General features: G+C 60.9%; 18 protein-coding genes and 1 riboswitch. Of the genes, 10 read left to right on the top strand and 8 right to left on the bottom strand.

Features of this window, described 5'->3' with window-relative positions; translation table 11 throughout:
- Positions 1-17: 17 nt before the first annotated feature.
- Positions 18-1,241, bottom strand: coding sequence for an acyltransferase family protein (locus tag KGB29_RS25665; protein WP_150811911.1), 1,224 nt, complete (start codon positions 1,239-1,241; stop codon positions 18-20).
- Positions 1,241-3,103: an O-antigen ligase family protein gene (locus KGB29_RS25660; RefSeq protein WP_154910347.1), complete on the bottom strand. Its 1,863-nt coding sequence runs from the start codon at positions 3,101-3,103 to the stop codon at positions 1,241-1,243. Before KGB29_RS25660 ends, KGB29_RS25665 begins: the two co-directional genes overlap by 1 nt.
- 154 nt (positions 3,104-3,257) lie before the next feature.
- On the opposite strand from KGB29_RS25660, the gene msbA reads away from it, so the two are divergent.
- Positions 3,258-5,060 (top strand): lipid A export permease/ATP-binding protein MsbA, encoded by a 1,803-nt coding sequence (msbA, locus tag KGB29_RS25655; RefSeq protein ID WP_057712276.1) that lies wholly within the window; start codon positions 3,258-3,260, stop codon positions 5,058-5,060.
- A gap of 210 nt (positions 5,061-5,270) precedes the next feature.
- Entirely contained in the window at positions 5,271-6,695 is a 1,425-nt protein-coding gene (gene hldE / locus KGB29_RS25650; RefSeq protein WP_090452776.1) for a bifunctional D-glycero-beta-D-manno-heptose-7-phosphate kinase/D-glycero-beta-D-manno-heptose 1-phosphate adenylyltransferase HldE, read from the top strand.
- A gap of 181 nt (positions 6,696-6,876) precedes the next feature.
- On the opposite strand, the gene KGB29_RS25645 is transcribed toward hldE, so the two are convergent.
- The 4 genes from KGB29_RS25645 to KGB29_RS25630 all read right to left on the bottom strand — a co-directional run bounded on the left by KGB29_RS25645 (position 6,877) and on the right by KGB29_RS25630 (position 10,442).
- The gene (locus KGB29_RS25645) at positions 6,877-7,842 is read right to left on the bottom strand and encodes a hypothetical protein (protein ID WP_057712274.1); all 966 of its coding nucleotides are present in this window, start codon (positions 7,840-7,842) and stop codon (positions 6,877-6,879) included.
- A gap of 32 nt (positions 7,843-7,874) precedes the next feature.
- Positions 7,875-8,687, bottom strand: a complete 813-nt coding sequence (locus tag KGB29_RS25640; protein WP_057712273.1) for an aldo/keto reductase — start codon at positions 8,685-8,687, stop codon at positions 7,875-7,877.
- Positions 8,684-9,859, bottom strand: a complete 1,176-nt coding sequence (locus KGB29_RS25635; protein WP_154910348.1) for an NAD(P)/FAD-dependent oxidoreductase — start codon at positions 9,857-9,859, stop codon at positions 8,684-8,686. The genes KGB29_RS25640 and KGB29_RS25635 overlap by 4 nt, the downstream gene beginning before the upstream one ends.
- Positions 9,860-10,109: 250 nt before the next feature.
- Positions 10,110-10,442 carry a DMT family transporter gene (locus tag KGB29_RS25630; protein WP_150811907.1) on the bottom strand — a complete coding sequence of 111 codons (333 nt, stop codon included), beginning with the start codon at positions 10,440-10,442 and terminating at the stop codon, positions 10,110-10,112.
- A 103-nt stretch (positions 10,443-10,545) separates the two neighbouring features.
- On the opposite strand from KGB29_RS25630, the gene KGB29_RS25625 reads away from it, so the two are divergent.
- Both KGB29_RS25625 and waaA read left to right on the top strand, forming a co-directional pair.
- Positions 10,546-11,448 (top strand): LysR family transcriptional regulator, encoded by a 903-nt coding sequence (locus KGB29_RS25625; RefSeq protein WP_173677909.1) that lies wholly within the window; start codon positions 10,546-10,548, stop codon positions 11,446-11,448.
- Between the two features lie 11 nt (positions 11,449-11,459).
- Positions 11,460-12,737 carry a lipid IV(A) 3-deoxy-D-manno-octulosonic acid transferase gene (gene waaA / locus KGB29_RS25620; protein ID WP_154910349.1) on the top strand — a complete coding sequence of 426 codons (1,278 nt, stop codon included), beginning with the start codon at positions 11,460-11,462 and terminating at the stop codon, positions 12,735-12,737.
- A 118-nt stretch (positions 12,738-12,855) separates the two neighbouring features.
- Here waaA and KGB29_RS25615 read toward each other — a convergent pair whose 3' ends face one another.
- Positions 12,856-14,295 carry a TolC family outer membrane protein gene (locus tag KGB29_RS25615; RefSeq protein WP_154861138.1) on the bottom strand — a complete coding sequence of 480 codons (1,440 nt, stop codon included), beginning with the start codon at positions 14,293-14,295 and terminating at the stop codon, positions 12,856-12,858.
- Positions 14,296-14,500: 205 nt separating this feature from the next.
- Positions 14,501-14,606, top strand: a riboswitch (TPP riboswitch).
- 165 nt (positions 14,607-14,771) lie between these two features.
- Between KGB29_RS25615 and thiC the strand changes: the two genes are divergently transcribed.
- Positions 14,772-16,661, top strand: a complete 1,890-nt coding sequence (gene thiC, locus KGB29_RS25610; RefSeq protein WP_008063536.1) for a phosphomethylpyrimidine synthase ThiC — start codon at positions 14,772-14,774, stop codon at positions 16,659-16,661.
- Positions 16,662-16,828: 167 nt separating this feature from the next.
- Positions 16,829-18,121: a putative hydroxymethylpyrimidine transporter CytX gene (gene cytX / locus KGB29_RS25605; protein WP_154861136.1), complete on the top strand. Its 1,293-nt coding sequence runs from the start codon at positions 16,829-16,831 to the stop codon at positions 18,119-18,121.
- On the opposite strand, the gene KGB29_RS25600 is transcribed toward cytX, so the two are convergent.
- Positions 18,090-18,836 (bottom strand): RsiV family protein, encoded by a 747-nt coding sequence (locus KGB29_RS25600; protein WP_154861135.1) that lies wholly within the window; start codon positions 18,834-18,836, stop codon positions 18,090-18,092. The two genes, cytX and KGB29_RS25600, sit on opposite strands and share 32 nt — an antisense overlap.
- A gap of 224 nt (positions 18,837-19,060) precedes the next feature.
- Between KGB29_RS25600 and KGB29_RS25595 the strand changes: the two genes are divergently transcribed.
- From KGB29_RS25595 to KGB29_RS25580, 4 genes are all read left to right on the top strand, one after another.
- The gene (locus tag KGB29_RS25595; RefSeq protein ID WP_150811903.1) at positions 19,061-19,678 is read left to right on the top strand and encodes an NUDIX domain-containing protein; all 618 of its coding nucleotides are present in this window, start codon (positions 19,061-19,063) and stop codon (positions 19,676-19,678) included.
- Positions 19,669-20,121 (top strand): DUF1249 domain-containing protein, encoded by a 453-nt coding sequence (locus KGB29_RS25590; RefSeq protein ID WP_007977461.1) that lies wholly within the window; start codon positions 19,669-19,671, stop codon positions 20,119-20,121. Before KGB29_RS25595 ends, KGB29_RS25590 begins: the two co-directional genes overlap by 10 nt.
- A gap of 112 nt (positions 20,122-20,233) precedes the next feature.
- Complete coding sequence (gene cpdA, locus KGB29_RS25585) at positions 20,234-21,049, top strand: 3',5'-cyclic-AMP phosphodiesterase (RefSeq protein WP_057712263.1); 816 nt, start codon at positions 20,234-20,236, stop codon at positions 21,047-21,049.
- 206 nt (positions 21,050-21,255) lie between these two features.
- Positions 21,256-21,864 (top strand): YqiA/YcfP family alpha/beta fold hydrolase, encoded by a 609-nt coding sequence (locus tag KGB29_RS25580; RefSeq protein WP_154910350.1) that lies wholly within the window; start codon positions 21,256-21,258, stop codon positions 21,862-21,864.
- The last annotated feature ends 43 nt before the right edge of the window (positions 21,865-21,907 follow it).

Raw genomic sequence — 21,907 nt, 5'->3', positions numbered from 1 at the left:
CATGCCCCGGAAACGGCTCAACGTTGTTGAGCTGTTTCCTCCGGAAGTTCTTTCCTCGGCTTCCTGTTCTGGCGCAACCAGTGCAGGGTTTTCTTGCCGGCATTGATACCGGGCTTTTCGATGTACAGGTAAGTCAGGCTGCTGATGATGATCAGCAGGCAACTGCACACGGCCAGCAACGGCAGGAAGACCCAGGCTTGCCGGACGTCAAGGTGCAATATCGGCGGCAGTCGCTGCACCAGTACCCATAGCACGAAACCGTGCAGCAGATACGTGCTGTAGCTGATTTCCCCCAGCCAGCGGATGCTGCGTGGTCTCAGGGCGCCGAACAAGGTATTGCCGGACGCCACGATCACAAAGAACAGTGAAAGCAGCAGCAGCGCCCCCAGGTTGAATGCCCGGTTGAACGCCGTAAAGGCGATCGCCAGCGCGAGCAGGGCGACGATGCCCGCCAGTGGAGACAGGCTCCAGGCGACCCATTGTGGACGGCGAATCCAGTACGCCGCAGCGATGCCGCCGAGGAAGCTGGCCAGGAAGTGCTTCTTCAGCGAGTGTTCCCAGCCGACCACCTGGTACAGGGTATAGATGCCGATCAGGCACAGCACCGTCTGCATCCAGCCGCCGCGATAAATGAACACCATGGCGGCCAGTGGCAGGGCCAGGTAGAAAAACAACTCGTACCCCAGCGTCCAGGTGACGTTGGAGATCAGCATGCCGGTCTGGTGGTACTGGTTGACGTCTGGCCGGTCGAAGATCAGCCAGGCCAGGGTCTGGCCAATGAGTTGGGTGCCGGAGTCCTTGAGTTCCCAGTCCTGCAAATAGAACACACAGACAAACACGGTCAACATCAGCGGCAGGTATAGCGGGTAGAGGCGAAACAGCCTGGATACCGCAAATGCCAGCCAGTCGTGCTGCCGTCCGTGGGTGAGCAAGCGGTTCCAGAACAGAAAGCCGGTGATCATGAAAAAGAGGGCGACGCTACCCTGGCCGAGCTGCGAGTAGAAGTTGCTCGGTGGAAAGTCGATCACGCCGGTTTTCAGAAAGATCCAGGTAATGATCGAGTGGTGCACGAACACGCCGAAGGCCAGATACCCGCGTAAGCCGTCGATGCCGGCAAAGCGGCTTTCGCCCCAATGCTCCAGCTCTCGGGGGATTTTCGGCACGCTGCGCAACAGTAGCGCAGCGGTCGCGATGGCGAGCAGGTAGGCCGCCATCGCGATAAGCGGGTTGGTTTCTGTCATCAGTGAGCCTGGGCCGGAGGACTACCGGCCAGCACGTGCCTGTGCAAATTATCCACGTCGGCTTTCGAGGCCGTTGCGGCGTATCCCAGCAGCAGTGCTTCGAAGTGATCCTCGAACAACCAATGCCGATCCGATGCATAGCGCTGCATGTGGCGCAGATTACGCCGACGCAGGGAAGGGCTCAATGCCGAGGGGTAAATTCGCAGGTCGGCCAGGTCGATCAGGCCGAACTCGCCGTCCTCCAGCACCAGCACATTGCCCAGGTGCAGGGAGCGGAAGTAGACCCCTTGCTGGTGCAGTTGAGCCATGAATTTACCGAAGCGCTCCACCAGTGCCTGGCGCACCGCCGGGGCGGTGATGCCTTGCAGGATCTGGCGCAGCGTGTTGCCTGGCAACGGGGAGTAATGCACGGCGGTGCTGCCGTCTTCGAACCGGTAAAGGTCGAGGATGTGCGGTGTCGGGATGCCCATGCCGCGCAGTTGCACGCTATTGACGGCAAACCGATCGGAGTAGGGCGTGAAACTGCCCGAGGTATACCAGCGACGGCGACGGAACAGCTTGAGAAAACTGCCATCGGTCAGGCGCAGGACCTTGGGGCCCAGACCATCCTCTTCGATGACCCTGGCATCGGCAGTCAGCTGTTGCAGGGCGCTTGGTGTCGCCGTCTTGATCGGCGTGTCCAGCAGGCGCCGGGCACGTTGATTGATGCTCAATGCGGCAATCAGCGCCAAGGGGATCCATAGCAGGAACCAGTGCTCCTTGGGGCGAGAGATGATCCCGCCACCTTCAGTCAGGCCTGCACCGATACCGAAGGCCAGCCAGGCTGAGGCGATGATAAACAGCGGTTGCACACGATGGCGCCGGCTGCTGATGAAGCTCCATACAACAAAGAACAGCCATGGCAGCAGGCCGATAATGCCGACGTAGTAGAGCACGCCAAGGGCAAAGCTATGGGGCTCCTGAAGGTTGTAGCCTACGCCGGGATCCAGTCTCAGTGCGGCGTTGTAACCGTGCCCGATCCATGGGTGTTCAGCGATCCGGCTCAGGGTCAATTGCCAGAGCTCGATGCGGAAGGAACTGCCTCTTTCGAAGATTTTGTCCGCAAACAACGCGAAAGTCGCCGTACCGGCGAAGAACATGGTGCCAAGCATGAAGACCGAGCGTTGATTCCAGCAGATGAAACACAGCCATAGCGCCGCCAGCGTCAGTGCAACCAGTGGGGTCCTGGAGCCGGTGGCCAGCACTGCGGCAAACATGATCGCCATCGCCGGTACGCTCAGCCAAAGTACCTGGCGTCGCTTGCAGGTCATGCTCAGGCTCAGCCAATAGGTACAAAAAAAGCCGAAAACGTGGGAGCTGAGCAGTGGATTGTCGAATGCGCCTACACCGATCAAGCGCATTTCCGGTTGGTAGATCTGGTCGAACCTGTACAGGTTGTAGGCAGAGATGACCAGTGCCACCGTTGCGGCGCAGAACAGCAGGGGCTGGATGATTTCGCTGCGAAAGCGCACCAGCAGGTAGCAGCCTACGAACAGCAACAAGGTGTGCAATGGCGGTTTGAACTGGCCAAAGTCGATGTCGTCGTCTGGCCTCCAGCACAGGCTGAGCAGTGCCCACGCCATAAATAGCAGGGCTGCAATGACAATCGGCTCGCGCAGCAACTCTTTGCCGAGCCGCGGCCGCAGGCACAGTGCAAAGAGTGCCGGAATGCTGAACAGGCCATAATAAAGCTTGTGATGCACACTGCGCCCCGGCAGGAAAAACAGCGCACAAAGCAGCAACAGATAACCGAGCGGAAGGATCCACAAACAAATGAAATCGAAGATTCTGTTGGACGTGCTGTTCAAAACGTTTAATTGCATGCTGGGTAACTTATTCCTGAATTGAGCGACCATACCAAGGCAGGGACATCGGGTGGCTATTTGACGCGCCACAATACACAGACTGTATGCGATTGCCAGAACCCTGGGGAAGCTGTGGTAAAGTCAGCGTCCTTTTCATCGACATTCGCGTGATATGACCGACTCCAGTCTCTGCGCAAGCCCATCGAGCTTGAAAATCTACTTCCGCCTGCTCGGCTATGTCCGGCCGTATATCAGCCTGTTTCTGATCAGCATCGTCGGTTTTCTGATTTTCGCTTCGACACAGCCAATGCTGGGCTACATCCTCAAGTACTTTGTCGACGGTCTATCCAATCCTGAAGCGGTGCTGTTTCCAACAGTGCCCTACCTGCGGGATCTGCAACTGCTGCAGGCGGTGCCATTGTTGATCATCCTGATCGCCGCGTGGCAGGGGTTGGGGTCGTATCTGGGCAACTACTTCCTGGCCAAGGTTTCCCTGGGCCTGGTCCATGACTTGCGGGTCCAGTTGTTCAACAACCTGCTGGTGTTGCCAAACCGGTATTTCGACAAGCATAACTCGGGGCACCTGATTTCACGTATTACCTTCAACGTGACCATGGTCACGGGGGCGGCAACAGATGCGATCAAGGTCGTAATCCGTGAAGGCATGACGGTGATCTTCCTGTTTGCCTCGCTGTTGTACATGAACTGGCGCCTGACGCTGGTCATGGTCGCTATCCTGCCGCTGATCGCCCTCATGGTGCGCACGGCCAGCAAGAAATTCCGCAAGCAGAGCAAGAAAATCCAGCTGGCCATGGGGGACGTGACGCATGTGGCGTCCGAAACGATCCAGGGCTATCGCGTGGTGCGCAGCTTCGGCGGTGAAAAGTACGAAGAGAAACGTTTCTTCGATGCCAGCCAGGGCAACACCGACAAGCAATTGCGCATGACCCGCACCGGCGCCATCTACACGCCGTTGCTGCAACTGGTGATCTACACCGCCATGGCCGTGCTGATGTTCCTGGTGCTGTTCCTGCGGGGCGATGCGTCGGCCGGCGACATGGTGGCCTACATCACTCTGGCTGGCCTGCTGCCCAAGCCGATTCGCCAGCTGTCCGAAGTCAGCTCGACCATCCAGAAGGGCGTGGCCGGCGCTGAAAGTATCTTCGAGCAACTGGATGTCCAGCCTGAAGTCGATACCGGCACCGTCGAGCGTGATGTGGTCAGCGGTCGCCTGGATGTGCGCAACCTCAGTTTTACCTATCCTGACACCGAGCGTCAGGTGCTCAATGACATCAGTTTCTCGGTCGAGCCCGGGCAAATGGTGGCCTTGGTGGGACGTTCGGGCAGCGGCAAGTCGACCCTGGCCAACCTGATTCCGCGTTTCTATCACCACGACAAGGGCGAAATCCTGATCGATGGCGTCGAAGTGGAACAGTACAAGCTGTTGAACCTGCGTCGGCATATCGCCCAGGTGACTCAGCACGTGACCCTGTTCAGCGATACCGTGGCCAACAATATCGCCTATGGCGACCTGGCTGGCGCACCCCGTGAAGACATTGAAAAGGCGGCCAAGGATGCCTACGCGATGGACTTCATCGCTCAATTGCCTGAAGGCCTGGACACCCAGGTCGGGGAAAACGGCGTGCTGCTGTCCGGTGGCCAACGCCAGCGCCTGGCGATTGCCCGGGCACTGTTGAAGAATGCTCCGCTGCTGATCCTCGATGAGGCGACTTCGGCGCTCGATACCGAGTCCGAGCGGCATATTCAGGCAGCCCTGGACCAGGTCATGAAAGGTCGCACCACGCTGGTGATCGCTCACCGCCTGTCGACCATCGAGAAGGCCGACCTGATCCTGGTCATGGATCAGGGGAAAATCGTCGAGCGCGGCACCCATGAACAACTGCTGGCGCAAAACGGCTACTACTCGCGCCTCAACGCGATGGGCCTCGACGCCCCGGCCGAAGACATCGCCTGACCCCGAAAGGGCGAGCCTGGCTCGCCCTTTCGCACTCCCGTCGAAACCGGTCAGCCACTACCGTGACTTTGTTGATTTCGCCTAGCGGGTTTATTGCTCAAAAAATGAGCAAAAAATGTTGGCGAATCATCCGGTTGCAGCCACCGCACTAGCCGACACCAACCCTGTGTTAATATCGCGCCCCTGTTCATTCTGTATGTGGGTTGCACCATGAAGTTGTCCATGCCGCGATTCGATCAAGCCCCTGTCTTGGTGGTCGGCGATGTCATGCTCGACCGTTACTGGCATGGTGGTACCTCACGGATTTCTCCTGAGGCACCGGTGCCGGTGGTCAAGGTCGATCACATCGAAGACCGCCCGGGCGGTGCTGCCAACGTTGCCTTGAACATTGCCGCCTTGGGGGCTCCGGCTTCGCTGGTCGGTGTCACCGGCGACGATGAAGCCGCCAACAGTCTGGTCAACAGCCTCAAGGGCGCCGGCGTGCGGGCCATCTTCCAGCGCATTGCGCACCAGCCGACCATCGTCAAGCTGCGGGTCATGAGCCGTCACCAGCAATTGCTGCGTATCGACTTCGAAGAACCCTTCGCCACCGACGCGCTGGCGCTGGCCGCGCAGGTCGATGAGTTGCTCGAAGGCATCAAGGTGCTGGTGCTGTCCGACTACGGCAAAGGCGCGCTGAAAAACCATCAGGCGCTGATCCAGGCTGCCCGCGCCCGCGGCATTCCGGTGCTGGCCGATCCCAAGGGCAAGGATTTCTCGATCTACCGTGGTGCGAGCCTGATCACGCCAAACCTCAACGAGTTCGAAACCATCGTCGGTGGTTGCGCCGATGAGCACGAATTGGTGAGCAAGGGCGCGCAACTGATGCACGACCTGGACCTCGGTGCCTTGCTGGTGACCCGTGGCGAGCACGGCATGACCTTGCTGCGCCCGGATCATCCAGCGCTGCACTTGCCGGCCCGGGCCCGTGAAGTGTTTGACGTGACCGGTGCCGGCGACACAGTAATTTCCACCCTGGCGGCCGCGATTGCTGCGGGTGAGGAGTTGCCCCACGCGGTGGCCCTGGCCAACCTGGCGGCCGGTATTGTGGTCGGCAAGCTAGGTACGGCGGCCATCAGTGCGCCTGAACTGCGTCGTGCGATTCAGCGCGAGGAAGGTTCCGAGCGTGGAGTGCTGGGCCTTGAGCAGCTGTTGCTGGCGGTCGATGATGCCCGCGCGCACAACGAGCGGATCGTGTTCACCAACGGTTGCTTCGACATCCTGCACGCCGGTCATGTGACCTATCTGGAGCAGGCGCGGGCTCAGGGTGATCGCCTGATCGTGGCGATCAACGACGATGCATCGGTCAGCCGCCTGAAAGGGCCTGGCCGTCCGATCAACAGTGTCGACCGGCGCATGGCCGTACTGGCCGGCCTGGGTGCGGTGGACTGGGTGATCAGCTTCTCGGAAGGCACCCCGGAAAACCTGCTGAGCGCGGTCAAGCCGGACGTGCTGGTCAAGGGCGGCGACTACGGCATCGACCAGGTGGTCGGCGCGGACATCGTGACGGCCTATGGCGGTACCGTGAAAGTGCTGGGGCTGGTGGAAAACAGCTCGACCACCGCGATTGTCGAGAAGATCCGCAAGTCTGAATAATCTGCGGCCACCTGTGGCGAGGGGGCTTGCTGTGGCGAGGGGGCTTGCCCCCGTTGGGTTGCGAAGCGACCCTAAAACCTGCAACTGCGGGGTATCAGGTACACCGCATGCACGGGTTCTCCGACTGCTTCGCAGCCGAACGGGGGCAAGTCCCCTCGCCACAAGAATCCACGTGATCTTCCTATCGTGCCGCTTTACGCGGCACTATTTTCTTCAGCAAGAGCTTGGCCTTCCCGCGTAACCGCGCCAGGCCCGAATCCTTCCCCGGCGGGGTCAGGCCCTGCTGCCTCACCCAGTCCTTCCAGCGAATTCGCTCGTCGCGAACCAGCCAGCCTTCCTGTCGGGCAAAACTCTCGGCCAGGTACAGTCCGCGCGTGCTGGCGGGACACAGCTGATCCTTTTTCAAGGTGTAGAGCTCAGCCATCGGGTGGCCGTCCTGCAAGGGCATCAAGTACAGATCGGGGCGCTTGCGGTCGAGGCGGGCGACGAGTTGATCGCCTTCCAGTCGTTCATCGACATGGAACAGGCTCAGGGATTTGGCTTCCTTGGGAACGTCCAGGCGCAAGTCGTAGATCAGTTGCAGTGACGCCGTTGGCAAATGCACGTAAGCCCGCGGACGCTCCATCAGCATCAGGTTGGCGCAACGTACCGGTCGCGCCGAGCCAGACAGTGGCGACAAGCGAAACGGCAGGGCTTCACGGTAATGCAGGGCGGCCGAGTAGGGCGCTGGCAGCCAGGTGTCGTTGAACCGCCCACCGAGCCAGCCTTCCGGGGTTTCCAGCAGGCATTCTTCGGCTATTTCCTGGATCGCCGTGTGCAAGGGCAGATTCAGTTCATGGGCGGGCACATAACCGGAGATCAGCTTGAGCACCACATCGCCACGGTCCTGCCGGCGTTGGCGCACCAGCACCCAATAGTCGCGATTCTGCCAATGCAGGGTCAGGCGCACCGAAACCCCGAGGTTGGCCAGCTCCAGGGCAAACCGTTCGCTGTCGCCGACCGTCACCGGTCGACGACGTTGCAGAGTCTGGGAAAAATTCAGCGGCCTGCCGACGCTCTGATAAGCCAGGCCTTCGGGGGTCGCTTCGACGAATAACGGCAGGGTCTTGAAGTTGCTCGGGTTCTTTCTGATGAGCGTACGCGACATGTCGGCTCCTGCTTAAGGCCGCGTGAGCGGCGTCAGTGGCTACGTAGGACCTGGGCAACGGTCGCGACATTGTGGGCGAGGTGCAGCGGATTGATGGTCCCGACAATAGCACTGGCAACACCCGGATGTTCAAACAACAACTCGAAACTGGCGCGCACCGGATCCACGCCCGGACTCAGGCAGACATGACCACTGGCGAGGGCTTTCTTGACCAGAATGGCTTTGCCGTGTGCAGCAGCATAGTCAATGACGGCCTTCTCGTTTTGTTCGTTCAGATTGTAGGTGACCATCGCGCAATCGCCTTGCTCCAGTGCCTTGAGGCCACCGTCGACGGTTTTGCCGGAAAAGCCGAAGCCGCGAATCTTGCCTTCGGCCTTGAGCGCGGCGAGGGTGTCGTAGACTTCGCAGTCATTGAGGATCGCCAGGTCGTTACCATCGGAGTGCACCAGCACCAGGTCGATGAAGTCCGTTTCCAGGCGGTGCAGGCTGCGTTCCACCGACATTCGAGTGTGTGCGGCGCTGAAATCGTGACGGGACTGGCCGTCGGCAAACTCCTCGCCGACCTTGCTGACAATCACCCAATCCTGACGCTGACCGCGCAGCAACGGGCCGAGGCGTTCTTCGCTGCGACCATAGGCCGGGGCGGTGTCGATCAGGTTGATGCCCAGGTCGCGGGCGAGTTTGAGCAGCCTGCGTGCTTCATCGTCATCGGGAATCTGAAAGCCGTTGGGGTACTTCACCCCTTGGTCGCGGCCCAGTTTCACGGTGCCCAGGCCCAGGGGTGAAACCAGCAGGCCGGTGCTGCCCAACGGGCGATGCAGGTCGTGCAGGGTCGGTTGGCTCATGGCAGCAGTTGCTCCCAGGCCGGTACGCCCATCGGCGGCTTCGGCAGTTCAGGCAGTGCTGCCGGGTGGCTTGGCTGGATACCGTCGCGGGTCAGGCTGGCGATCACCCGGTCGGCGAAGTCCGGTGCCAGGGCGAGTTTTGTCGGCCAACCCACCAGCAGTCGGCCTTCCTCGGCCACAAAGGCGTTGTCGGGACGGGTCAGGCCTGATTGCAGCGGTTCGGCGCGATCCACGCGCAAGGTGGCCCATTGCACTGTGCTCAGGTCGATCCATGGCAGCAATTGACCTAGTTCTTTCTGTGCGGTGGCGATCTGCTCGGCGGGCTCACGGGTCACGCCTTCGGATTCCGCGATATCGCCGCCCAGGTACCAGACCCATTGGCCATCTGCCGCCGGGTGCGTGGTCACGGTGATGCGCGGTTTGGTGCCACCACCCAGGCAGTGGGCGTACAGCGGTTTGAGGCTTGGCCCCTTGGCGATGATCATGTGCAACGGGCGGCGCTGCATGGCGGGCTGGCTCAGGCCCAGCGTTTCAAGCAATGCCGCGGTTCCGGCGCCGGCACTCAGGACGATGCGTTGGGCACGGATCTCGCGCTCGTCCACCTTCAGGCCGACCAGCACGCCGCCTTCGAGCAGCGGCTCGATCTTCTGCCCGGCGAGCAAGCCATCTCCGGCCAGATCGGCCAGGCGCTGGATCAGGCTTGGCACGTCGATCACCAGTTCCGCCAGGCGATAGACTTTGCCCTTGAAACGTTTGTCTTGCAGGGCTGGCGGCAATTGCTCGCCCTTGACCTGATCGACACGCCCGCGCACGGCTTTGCTGGCAAAGAAACTGGTGAGGTTGCCGGCGAGGGTGCCAGGGGACCAGAGGTAATGGGCTTCGGACAACAGGCGCACCCCGGACAGGTCCAGTTCGCCGTCGCCAGCCAAGGCTTCACGCCAGCGGCGCGGCATGTCGGCGATGGCTTCCGAGGCACCGGTCAGGGCGCCATGCAGCGCGTATTTGGCGCCCCCGTGGATGATGCCCTGGGACTTGACACTCTGCCCGCCGCCGAGGCTGGCGCTTTCCACCAGCACGGTCGAAAAACCCTGGCGACGCAGGCGCGCATTCAGCCAGAGGCCGGCGACACCAGCGCCGACAATCAGCACGTCGGTGGAAATAACGGATGGCATTCGGCGACCTCTGTGTTCAAGACGAGGGCGCAGTATACAGACTCGAAGTGGAGGGGATTTACTGGATCAAGAGGTGAGCACAAAACCTGTGGCGAGGGGGCTTGCCCCCGTTCGACTGCGTAGCAGTCGTAATACCCGACTGCACAGTGCATCTGTTAACTCCGTGCTTGCGTGTTTTAGGGCCGCTTCGCGACCCAGCGGGGGCAAGCCCCCTCGCCACAATTGATCGGATTGCCAAAGGGAGTAGTCGTTAATGCCCCGCAGTCTTGGAGAAGAGCTGGATGACCACGACACCCAGCACAATCAGCGCCATCCCCATCATCGCCGGCACGTCCAGCTTCTGCCCATAGATAAACAGGGCCGCGACGCTGACCATCACGATTCCCATGCCGGCCCACACGGCGTACGCCACGCCCACCGGAACGCTGCGCACCACCAGGGTCAGCATCCAGAAGGCGATCCCGTACCCGACGATGACCAGCACCAGTGGCAGCGGGGTGCTGAAGCCTTTGACCGCTTTCATCGAAACAGTGGCAATCACTTCGGCGCAGATGGCAATGGCCAGGTAGTAGTAAGCGGTCATGGGTCAATCCTCGTGTGAAGTGTTGCTCTCTGAGGTCGGCATTCTAGAGATTCGCCAGATGCGGTAAAGTCATTACCTATCTGTTTGAGAGATGGGTTGAGCCATGAGCATGCAATGGAATCTGGAGCAGCTGCGGTTGTTTGTGAGCGTAGCGGAGCAGCGTTCGTTTTCTGCTGTGGCGCGCGATCAGCGCAAGGCGCAGTCGGCAGTCAGCAGTTCGATAGCGTTGCTGGAAGAAGACCTGGGCGTCAGCCTGTTCGACCGCAGCAGCGGCCGTCAGCCGAAACTCACTGAAGCCGGCACGGCTTTGCTGGACGAAGCGCGGGAAGTGTTGCGCCAGTGCGAACGGCTCAATGGCCGGGCGCTGGCGATGATGCGCGGGCAGGAAGCTCGACTGCGTGTGGCGCAGGATGAGGCGATGCCTTATCAGCCGATCATCGAAAGCTTCGAAGCCCTGGCGGAAAAATTCCCCAGCCTTGAAGTGCAACTGACCAGCGCCGCCCAAGGCGATGTCGCGCGCAAGCTGGTGGAGCGGCGCGCCGATCTGGGGCTGCTGTTCTTTCACGATCAGATTCCCGAGGCTCTTGAGCGGCGGGTGCTGGGCAGCGTGGAAATGGTCACGGTGTGCGGCAAGGATCATCCGTTGGCGCGCAAGGGCACAGTGGACGGCCAGCAACTGGCGCAACATCGGCAGTTGCTGATGTCCACAGAGTCGAGCATTTATCCCGGCAGTGATCCGGCCAGCCCGCAGGTCTGGCGCGCCGACAGCTTTTATGTGATGGCCGAATGGCTGGTGCGCGGCCTCGGCTGGGCCTGGTTGCCACGCCACGTGGTGCAGTACCCGACCTATCAGAACCAGATGGTCGAATTGGTCAGCGAATGGACCCCGCCGGCCTTGGTGGTGGAACTGGTATGGCGCCGGGATGAACCGCTCGGTCCGGCCGCGCGCTGGCTCGCCGAACGTTTTGCCGTGCACTTGCAGACGATAGGCGAAAAAAGCCGATAAACTCCGCCGCCATGAATAGAACTCTCTACACCGCGCTGTTTTATCTGGGGCTGCCTTTGGTAGCGATTCGGCTTTGGCTGCGCGCGCGCAAGGCGCCGGCGTATGCCAGGCGCATCGGCGAGCGCTTTTCCTACGGGATGCCGACGATGAAACCGGGCGGCATCTGGGTGCACGCCGTGTCGGTGGGCGAAAGCATTGCGGCCGCACCGATGATTCGCGCCTTGCTGGCGCGTTATCCGAATCTGCCGATCACCGTGACCTGCATGACCCCGACCGGTTCGGAACGCATCCATGCACTGTTCGCCAATGAGCCGCGCATCCAGCACTGCTATCTGCCCTATGACCTGCCTTGCGCTGCCCGGCGCTTCCTTGATCGGGTCCAGCCGAAACTGGCGGTGATCATGGAAACCGAGCTGTGGCCCAACCACATCCATCAATGTGCCAAACGCGGGATCCCCGTGGCGTTGGCCAATGCGCGGCTGTCCGAGCGTTCGGCCAGAGGTTACGGCCGGTTCCCCAGGCTGACCCAGCCGATGCTGGCCGAGATGAGTCTGTTCGCGGTGCAGACCGAAGCCGAGGCCCAGCGCTTGCGCGACCTGGGCGCGCGGACGGAAACCGTCGAAGTGACCGGTTCGATCAAGTTCGACCTGACCATCGACCCGCAACTGCTGGAGCGCGCCGTTGAGCTGCGCGGGCAATGGCAGGCGCTGGAACGACCGGTGTGGATCGCGGCCAGTACCCATGACGGCGAAGACGAGGTGGTGCTGGCGGCCCACCGTCAGTTGTTGGCCAGTCACCCCGATGCCCTGCTGATTTTGGTGCCGCGTCATCCTGAGCGCTTCAATTCGGTGTTCGGGTTGTGCCAGCAACAAGGGTTTGCCACGGTCCGGCGCTCCAGCGGCGAAGCGGTCAGTGCGAATACTTCAGTGCTGCTGGGCGACACCATGGGCGAGTTGCTGTTTCTCTACGCCCTGGCGGACAGCGCATTTGTCGGTGGCAGCCTGGTGCCGAATGGCGGGCATAACCTGCTGGAGCCGGCGGCCCTGGCTAAACCGGTGTTGAGCGGTCCGCATCTTTTCAACTTCCTCGAAATCGCCGCGCAGTTGCGCAGTGCCGGGGCGTTGCAGGAAGTGGAAGATGCCGAAGGGCTGGCGGTGGCGGTGCAGCGACTGTTCGAACTGCCGCGAGATGCGCAGCGCATGGCTGAGGCCGGGTTGACGGTGATGCGCACCAATCAGGGGGCGTTGCAGCGGTTGCTGGATGGGTTGGGGCGGTTGATCGAGCGTTAGACCGAGTTGTATTCATTCGCGAGCAAGCCCGCTCCCACATTGGATCTTCTGTGAACACAGGTTTTGTGTACGACAGCAGCTCAATGTGGGAGCGGGCTTGCTCGCGAAGCTTTTGCTTTTACTGATCAGGCCGCGCTTTCAACTGCTCCTCTGCCGCCTTGGCCAGATCCGGCGGCAGGAAGTCCTTGTCCGGGTTGTAGTTCGGGTTGAGCCAGCGTGCCAGGACTTGCAGGTCCCCCGGATTCAACGTGCCGGCCTGTTGCTTCAAGCGCAGGTTGTCGAGGATGTAGTCGTAGCGGGTGTTGTTGTAGTCGCGAACCGAGGTGTAGAGCGAGCGCTGCGCATCCAGCACGTCGACGATGTTTCGCGTACCCACCTGATAGCCGATTTCAGTCGCTTCCACCGCGCTCTGGTTGGAGATGATCGATTGCTTGCGCGCCTGTACCTGCTCGACATCGGTGTTCACCGCGCGGTGCAGGTCGCGGGTGTTTTCCACGATGCTGCGGCGCAGGGATTCGCGTTGCTGTTCGGTCTGGTCCAGTTGTGCATAGGACTGACGCACCTGGGAGTTGATCAGGCCACCGCTGTAGATCGGGATGTTCAGTTGCAGGCCCACGGTCGTTTGCTCGACGTTGCCGCCGTAGGGTTGGCCCAAGGGAACCGGATTGCTGAAGCCCAGCGCATCGTTGTCGCCTTTCTCGTACTTGGCGACCGCGTCAAGCGTTGGCAAGTGCCCGGACCTGCGCTGCTTGACGGTTTGTTCGGCGGCGCTGACGGCATAGTTGCTGGCCAACAGATTGAGGTTCTGCCTGCCCGCGGTTTCGACCCAGGCCTTGGCGTCGTTCGGTACTGGCGGCAGGATCGGCAAGTCATGCCTGATGCCCCAGATCGAGTTGTACTGACGGTTGGTCAGGGTAATCAATGCTTCAAAGGCGTCGTCCACCTGGCGCTGCGCAACGATGCGGTTGGCGCGAGCGGTGTCGTAGCTGGCCTGTGAGTTCAATACGTCGGTCTTGTCCGAGAGGCCGACATCGAAACGCTCATTGGATTGATCGAGCTGGCGTTTGAACGCCGCTTCTTCGGCCTTGGTCGAAGCCAGGTTGTCCTGGCTGCGCAGCACGTTGAAATAGCTGTCAGCGGTTTGCAGGATCAGGTTTTGCTCGGTCGCCGAGAGTTGCAGGGCGGCCTGTTCGTTGACTTCCTTGGCGGCCTGGAACTGGAACCAGCGATCGGCGCGGAACAGCGGCTGCGCCAGGGTGGCCTGGTAGGAATGAGCATCGCGGTTGGTCGTGCCCGAAGGTTGATCGAGCGACGTACGCACCTCGGAAACATTGGCGCCGCCCGAGAGGTTCGGCAGCAGCCCGGCGCGGGCCTGGGGCACGACTTCTTTCTGCGCGCCATATTGGGCGATGGCAGCCGCCAGGTCGGCGTTGTTGTTGACGGCTTCTTGATACACGCTGACCAGGTCCGTCTTGGCCGATAAGGGCACATCTGCTGCCCAGGCCATTCCGTTGGACGCACAAGACACGGCGAGGGCCAGTGAGAGTTTGCGCAGCATAGACGATCCCTAGAATTGATATTACAGAGGTAATTTGAGCGCCAAGGCTAAGGCCCTGCTTTGACAGCGTCAATGCGCGGCTCAGCGTAGCGAGTGTAGTTGTGCATTCGGACGGCAACAATCCTGATACTGCGTGTAATTACGCCATTCATCATGGTGTTTGCCGTGGGGTTGGCGTTCTTTGCCAGTTGTGTCTAGACTGGCCGGGTTCTTGTCGGGGTGCCTTGCTTTGAGGCTGAGATCGAATAATTTCGGATCCCGTTGAACCTGATCAGGTTAGCGCCTGCGTAGGGAACAAGATTTCTCGTCACCCGGCGAGTCCTCTTGTGCTTCGTCCGGGATGTTGTTCGACAATCGAACACCCCTCGAGCACTGAGCACAGCACAGCTGGTTTTCCCAGCGCCCGTGCGTCCATTCGTTTACAGGTTCGCTCCGACAAAAATCCACTGCCTGGATGTGTGTCTGGAGAGCCCGTGATGACTACAAAAGCAAAAATCGCCACCAACCTGAGTGATTCGGCCAAGGTCGATCAGCAATCGGTTCAGCCGTTTACCCGCTCGCAAAAAATCTATGTTCAGGGCACTCGCCCGGACATCCTCGTGCCGATGCGCGAAATCAGCCTGGACGTGACGCCGACCGACTTCGGTGGCGAGGTCAACGCACCGGTGGTGGTGTATGACACCTCGGGCCCGTACACCGACCCCAATGTGATCATCGATGTGCGCAAAGGCCTGGCCGATGTGCGTTCGCCGTGGATCGAATCCCGTGGCGACACCGAGCGCCTGAGCGGCCTGAGTTCGAATTTTGGCCAGGAGCGACTTGCCGATCCGGAGCTGACCAAGCTGCGCTTCGCCCACGTCAACAACCCGCGCCGCGCCAAGCCTGGCGCCAACGTCAGCCAGATGCACTACGCGCGCAAAGGCATCATCACCGCCGAGATGGAATACGTCGCCATCCGCGAAAACATGAAGCTGGAAGTGGCCCGCGCCGCCGGCCTGCTGGACCAGCAACACGCCGGCCACAGCTTCGGCGCCAGTGTGCCGAAAATCATCACCCCGGAATTCGTCCGTGACGAAATCGCCCGTGGCCGCGCGATCATTCCGGCCAACATCAACCACACCGAACTGGAACCGATGATCATCGGCCGTAACTTCCTGGTGAAGATCAACGGCAACATCGGCAACAGTGCACTGGGTTCGTCCATCGAAGAAGAAGTGGCGAAACTGACCTGGGGCATTCGCTGGGGTTCGGACACGGTCATGGACCTGTCCACGGGCAAGCACATCCACGAAACCCGCGAGTGGATCATCCGTAACTCGCCGGTGCCGATCGGTACGGTGCCGATCTACCAGGCCCTGGAAAAAGTCGGCGGTGTGGCCGAAGACCTGACCTGGGAGCTGTTCCGCGACACGCTGATCGAGCAGGCCGAGCAGGGCGTCGACTACTTCACCATCCACGCCGGCGTGCTATTGCGCTACGTGCCGATGACCGCCAAGCGCGTGACCGGCATCGTCTCCCGTGGCGGTTCGATCATGGCCAAGTGGTGCCTGGCGCACCACAAAGAGAACTTCCTCTACACCCATTTCGAAGACATCTGCGAAATCATGAAGGCCTACGACGTCAGCTTCTCGCTGGGCGATGGCCTGCGTCCGGGCTCGATTGCCGACGCTAACGACGAAGCGCAGTTCGGCGAACTGGAGACCCTCGGCGAGCTGACCAAGATTGCCTGGAAACACGACGTGCAGTGCATGATCGAAGGCCCGGGCCACGTGCCGATGCAGTTGATCAAAGAGAACATGGACAAGCAGCTCGAATGCTGCGACGAGGCGCCGTTCTACACCCTTGGCCCGCTGACTACCGACATCGCGCCAGGCTACGACCACATCACCTCCGGTATCGGTGCGGCGATGATCGGCTGGTTTGGTTGCGCGATGCTCTGCTACGTGACGCCGAAGGAGCACCTGGGCCTGCCGAACAAGGATGACGTGAAGACCGGGATCATCACCTACAAGATCGCCGCGCATGCCGCCGATCTGGCGAAGGGGCATCCGGGCGCACAGATCCGCGACAATGCCTTGAGCAAGGCGCGTTTTGAATTCCGTTGGGAAGACCAGTTCAACCTGGGGCTCGATCCGGACACCGCGCGTTCGTATCACGATGAAACCCTGCCGAAGGATTCGGCCAAGGTGGCGCACTTCTGCTCCATGTGCGGGCCAAAATTCTGCTCGATGAAGATCACCCAGGAAGTCCGCGAGTATGCGGCCAACCAGCGGATCGAAGCGGTCGACGTGGACGTCGCCCAAGGCATGGCCGAACAGGCCGAGCGCTTCAAGCAGGAAGGCAGTCAGCTGTATCAGAAAGTTTGATCTGGTCCTGGATTGGCGGTGCCTGTGGCGCCGCCTTCGCGAGCAAGCCCGCTCCCACATTCGACCTGTGTACGCAGGACCAATGTGGGAGCGGGCTTGCTCGCGAAAGCGCCAGATCAGACAGCGAAACTCTCAATGACAAAACATATTCCTCTGAGATAACACCCTTGAGCATTCAACCCAGCACTTACTCCCCCGATATCGCGGTGCCGACCGACAAGCGTGTATTCGGCGGCCGCGATCTGTTTTCCCTGTGGTTCTCCCTCGGTATCGGCCTGATGGTCCTGCAGACTGGTGCATTGCTCGCGCCGGGCCTTGGCCTGTCCGGTTCGTTGCTGGCAATTTTTCTTGGCACCCTGGTCGGCGTTCTGCTGCTGGCGGCGGTCGGCGTGATCGGTAGCGACACCGGCCTGTCGTCGATGGCCGCACTCAAACTCAGCCTCGGCGCCAAAGGCGCAAGCCTGCCGGCGGTACTGAACCTGCTGCAATTGATCGGCTGGGGTTCGTTCGAAATCATCGTCATGCGCGATGCTGCCAGCCTGCTGGGCGCGAAGGCCTTCAACGAAGGTAGCCTGCTGTCCAATCCCGTGCTGTGGACGCTGTTCTTCGGCGCACTGGCGACCTTGCTCGCGGTCAGCGGTCCGCTGACTTTCGTGCGCCAGATCCTGCGCAAATGGGGCATCTGGCTGCTGCTGGCCGCGTGTGTCTGGCTGACCTGGAACCTGTTCGCCAAGGCTGACCTGGCCGCATTGTGGGCCCAGGCCGGTGACGGTTCGATGCCGTTCGCCGTGGGTTTCGACATCGCCATTGCCATGCCGCTCTCGTGGTTGCCGCTGATCGCCGACTACTCGCGCTTCGGCAAACGGGCGAAAAACGTCTTCGGCGGCACCGCCATCGGTTTCTTCATCGGCAATTTTTGGCTGATGAGCCTGGGCGTGGCCTACACCCTGGCGTTCGCGCCGAGCGGTGAAGTCAATGCCTTGCTGCTGGCGCTGGCCGGCGCCGGCCTGGGGATTCCGCTGTTGTTGATTCTGCTGGATGAATCGGAAAACGCCTTTGCCGATATTCACTCGGCGGCGGTGTCCAGCGGGATTCTGTTGCGCGCCAAAGTCGAGCACCTGGCGTTGGCCATCGGCGTTATCTGCACGCTGATTGCCCTGCTGGCGCCGTTGGCCCAGTACCAGAACTTCCTGCTGCTGATCGGTTCGGTGTTTGCGCCGTTGTTCGGCGTAGTGCTGGTGGATCACTTCATCCTGCGCAAACGCAGTGGCCAGGTGGCGTCAGCCGCGTTGCGCTGGCCGGCGCTGCTCGCCTGGCTGGGCGGGGTCAGCACCTATCACTTGCTGGCCAACCTGTATCCGGATGTCGGCGCAACCCTGCCGGCACTGGTAGTGGCAGGGTTGCTCCAGCTAGTGCTGGGTCGGGCCTTCAGTTACGGCCGGGAAACAGCTCGGGCTTGATGATGCCGTTCAGGCGAGGGTAGGGGATCTTCAGTTCGACATGGCCCAGCGCGTAAGGCGCGATGGTGCTGGTTTCGTATTTGAGGATTACCCCGCCGTAGGTCAGCGCCACGTTCCGGGTTTTCTGGAACGGCCAGCTCTTCACGAACTCCGGTTCCTGATCGAGCTTGGTGCTGATCAACCAGCTGTTGTGTGCCACTTGCGCGGCTTTCCAGAACGCGTCTTCCTGCCCAGGCACCAGCATGTCCGACAGCGTCAGCACTTTATGCTGTTGGCGTGAATAGTTGATGAACCCTCGACCTGGGGTGCCATGGGCACCGCCGGTGTCCAGGTAGCTGGACAATTCGACGATCACCAAGCCGTCATGCTGCTCACGTACCTTTGCCTGCAGATAGCTGCTGAAGCGCGGTCCGGCGGTGCGCAAAAACTCTTCGCGATAGGCCGCCAGGGTCGGGGCGATCGGCGCGTCGGGCGAGGTGCGGGTCATTTGCAGCAGGCGCTTTTCGATGATGCCGTCCAGTGCAGGCTCGTCCGGGAAGTGCAGGGTGTCGATGTTGACCAGCGGGCAATCCGGGTTGCTGCAACCGGGCTTGAGTTGCTCGGAGGCGTCGCGGGTGGTTTCCAGCGGCGTCCGGTAGTTGGGCTGGAACAGGCTCGCGCAAGCGCCCAGGGTCAGGGCGATAGCGGCCACGGAGGCGATTTTGAAAAGCGACATGAGCGTCCTTTCTGAAACAGGGAAGGCAAAAAGTTACCGGCTTCGACTCTCAACAAAGCAGTCAGTTCGCCACTAAGCTAATTAGAGTGGGTTTCGCCCTCACCGTCCATCCCGCTGACGGGAAAGGGGCTGCATCAAACGTCACGGGCGCGTTAGGATGGCGCGAAGTCGAGGCCCAGGAAAAAAGCAGCCTCGAACAGGATTTGCAGTAAAAGAGGATAGTCATGACGGATTTTGCCAACGCCATTCCGACCGCCGTTGATATCGTGCGGCGCGAAAAGTGCTACGAGGGCTTCTACAAACTCGAACGCGTGCACTTGCGCCACGAATTGTTCGCCGGGGGCATGAGTCGCGAGATCAATCGTGAAGTGTTCGTTCGCCATGACGCGGTATGCATGCTGCCTTACGATCCACAACGCGATGAAGTGGTGCTGATCGAGCAGTTTCGCGTCGGCGCCATGGGCAAGACCGACAACCCGTGGCTGATCGAACTGGTCGCTGGTCTGATCGACAAGGATGAAGTGCCGGAAGCAGTTGCTCACCGCGAAGCGCAGGAGGAAGCTGGGCTTGAAATCGGGGCGCTCTGGCCGATGACCAAATACTTTCCATCGCCGGGCGGCAGCAACGAATTCGTGCATCTGTACCTGGGGCGTTGCGACACTACCGGGGTTGGCGGCCTGCATGGGCTGGAGGAAGAGGCAGAAGACATCCGCGTCACGGTCTGGGCTTTCGACGATGCCCTGCAAGCCGTGCGCGACGGGCGTATTGCCAACGCGGCGAGCATCATTGCCTTGCAATGGCTGGCTTTGAACCGCGTTGAAGTGAGGGGGTTATGGTCGTAAACAAGCTGCGCGATCGCTATCGGGTGGACCTGGTGGGGCTGCAAGCGTCCTGCGAGGCGAACTACGCGCGCTTGATGCGACTGCTGCCGGACATGCGCAGCGAGCCCGCCGCGCGGCGCATCGCCGTGACCCATGGCGACCAGATGCTCGGTGTGCTGGCCCTGGAAGTCCTGCTGACCTGCCCCTACACCACGACCCTGCAAGTGCGTCAGGAACACAGCCTGCCCTGGCTGCCGGTGCCGCAACTGGAAGTGCAGGTCTATCACGACGCGCGCATGGCCGAAGTGGTCAGCGCCGAACATGCACGACGCTTTCGCGGCATCTATCCTTACCCGAACGCCTCGATGCACCAGCCGGACGAAAAGGCCCAGCTGAACATGTTTCTGGGCGAGTGGCTGAGCCATTGCCTGGCGCTGGGGCATGAGTACGAAGTTGTCCGTTAAACGAGCAACGCAGTTGTGAACTGTGTCAGGTTCAACAGTTTCCCCTTTCGGTCATCCCCCAGCATAATTGCGGCACTTACCCATCCCCGTGATCACGCCCTGGGAGAACGCCTTGCCGAGCGTATCCACATTGACCACCGCCGATCCGGCGTTGCTGGTGCAACTCTCCGACAGTCACCTGTTTGCCGAAGCGGACCGCGCGTTGCTGGGCATGAACACCCGCGACAGCCTGCAAAAGGTCATCGAACTGGTGCGCGCGCAACAGCCGCGGATTGACTTGATCCTGGCCACGGGTGATCTGTCCCAGGACGGGACGCTGGAGTCCTACCAACAGTTTCGCGACATGACGCGTCAGCTCGATGCGCCGGCGCGCTGGATTCCCGGCAATCACGATGAGCCGCAGATCATGGCCGAGGCGGCGGTGCAGAGCGCTTTGCTCGAACCGGTGGTGGATATCGGCAACTGGCGGGTCACGTTGCTCGATTCGGCGGTGCCAGGCTCGGTGCCGGGTTATTTGCAGGATGAACAGCTGCAGTTGCTCGCCCGCTCGTTGAGCGAAGCGCCGGAGCGCCATCATCTGGTGTGCTTCCACCATCACCCGGTGTCCATCGGTTGTGCATGGATGGAACCGATCGGCTTGCGCAATCCCGAGGCGCTGTTCGCCGTGCTGGATCGCTTCGAGCAGGTACGTGCGGTGTTGTGGGGGCATGTGCACCAGGAAATCGACCGGATGCGCAACGGCGTACGTTTGATCGCCTCGCCCTCTACCTGCATCCAGTTCGAGCCGGGCAGCGAAGATTTCAAGGTCGGGGAACAGGCGCCGGGCTATCGCTGGTTGCGACTGCTGCCCGACGGGCGGCTGGAAACCGGGGTGGAGCGGGTTACCGGGTTTGATTTCACTGTGGATTACGGTTCCAACGGCTACTGATTTTTTCATTTTTTCTGGAAAACCTAGTCGCGCCCTTCGCGAGCAAGCCCGCTCCCACAGGGGGAGCTTGTGACCGACGCAGGTCCAGTGTGGGAGCGGGCTTGCTCGCGAAGGCGTCTACACAGACACCGTGGATTCTGTGGATATCCCCGATTCCCCGAGTCCCTGTAAACTCCGCCTCTTTAGCCGACGCACAGGGAGCTCAAATGTCCGGTTCGATCCTTTATATCCACGGCTTCAACAGCTCGCCGTTGTCGAAGAAGGCCTGTCAGTTGGTCGAGGTGATGGAGCGTCTGGGCCTGAGCGAACACCTGCGCGTTCCGGCATTGCACCATCACCCGCGCCAGGCTATCGAGCAGCTGGAGCAGGCGATTGCCGAGCTGGGGCGGCCACTGCTGGTCGGCAGCTCTCTCGGCGGCTACTATGCCACTCACTTGGCCGAGCGCCATGGCTTGAAAGCCCTGTTGATCAACCCTGCCGTCAGCCCGCACCGGATGTTCGACGGCTATCTGGGGACGCAGAAAAACCTGTATACCGAAGAGACCTGGGAAATGACCCACGACCACGTGGTGGCCCTGGCCGAACTGGAAGTGCCGGCGCCCCAGGATCCACAGCGTTATCAGGTATGGTTGCAGACGGCTGACGAAACGCTGGACTATCGCCTCGCCCAGCAGTATTACCGGGCATGCGCCTTGCGTATCCAGGCCGGCGGCGACCACAGTTTCCAGGGTTTTGCCGGGCAATTGCCGGCCATGTTGAGTTTTGCCGGCATTGGCGCCGATTTGTATCAGGCAATCGATTTCACTGCACTGTGAGCGATAGCCCCATGAATTCTTTTTTCACCGAACACTGACGACG

Source organism: Pseudomonas sp. BF-B-30, from assembly GCF_019956305.1.
GTDB lineage: Bacteria > Pseudomonadota > Gammaproteobacteria > Pseudomonadales > Pseudomonadaceae > Aquipseudomonas > Aquipseudomonas jessenii.
The sequence above is the reverse complement of the archived record's forward strand: the minus strand, read 5'-3'. Positions and strand labels throughout refer to the sequence as shown.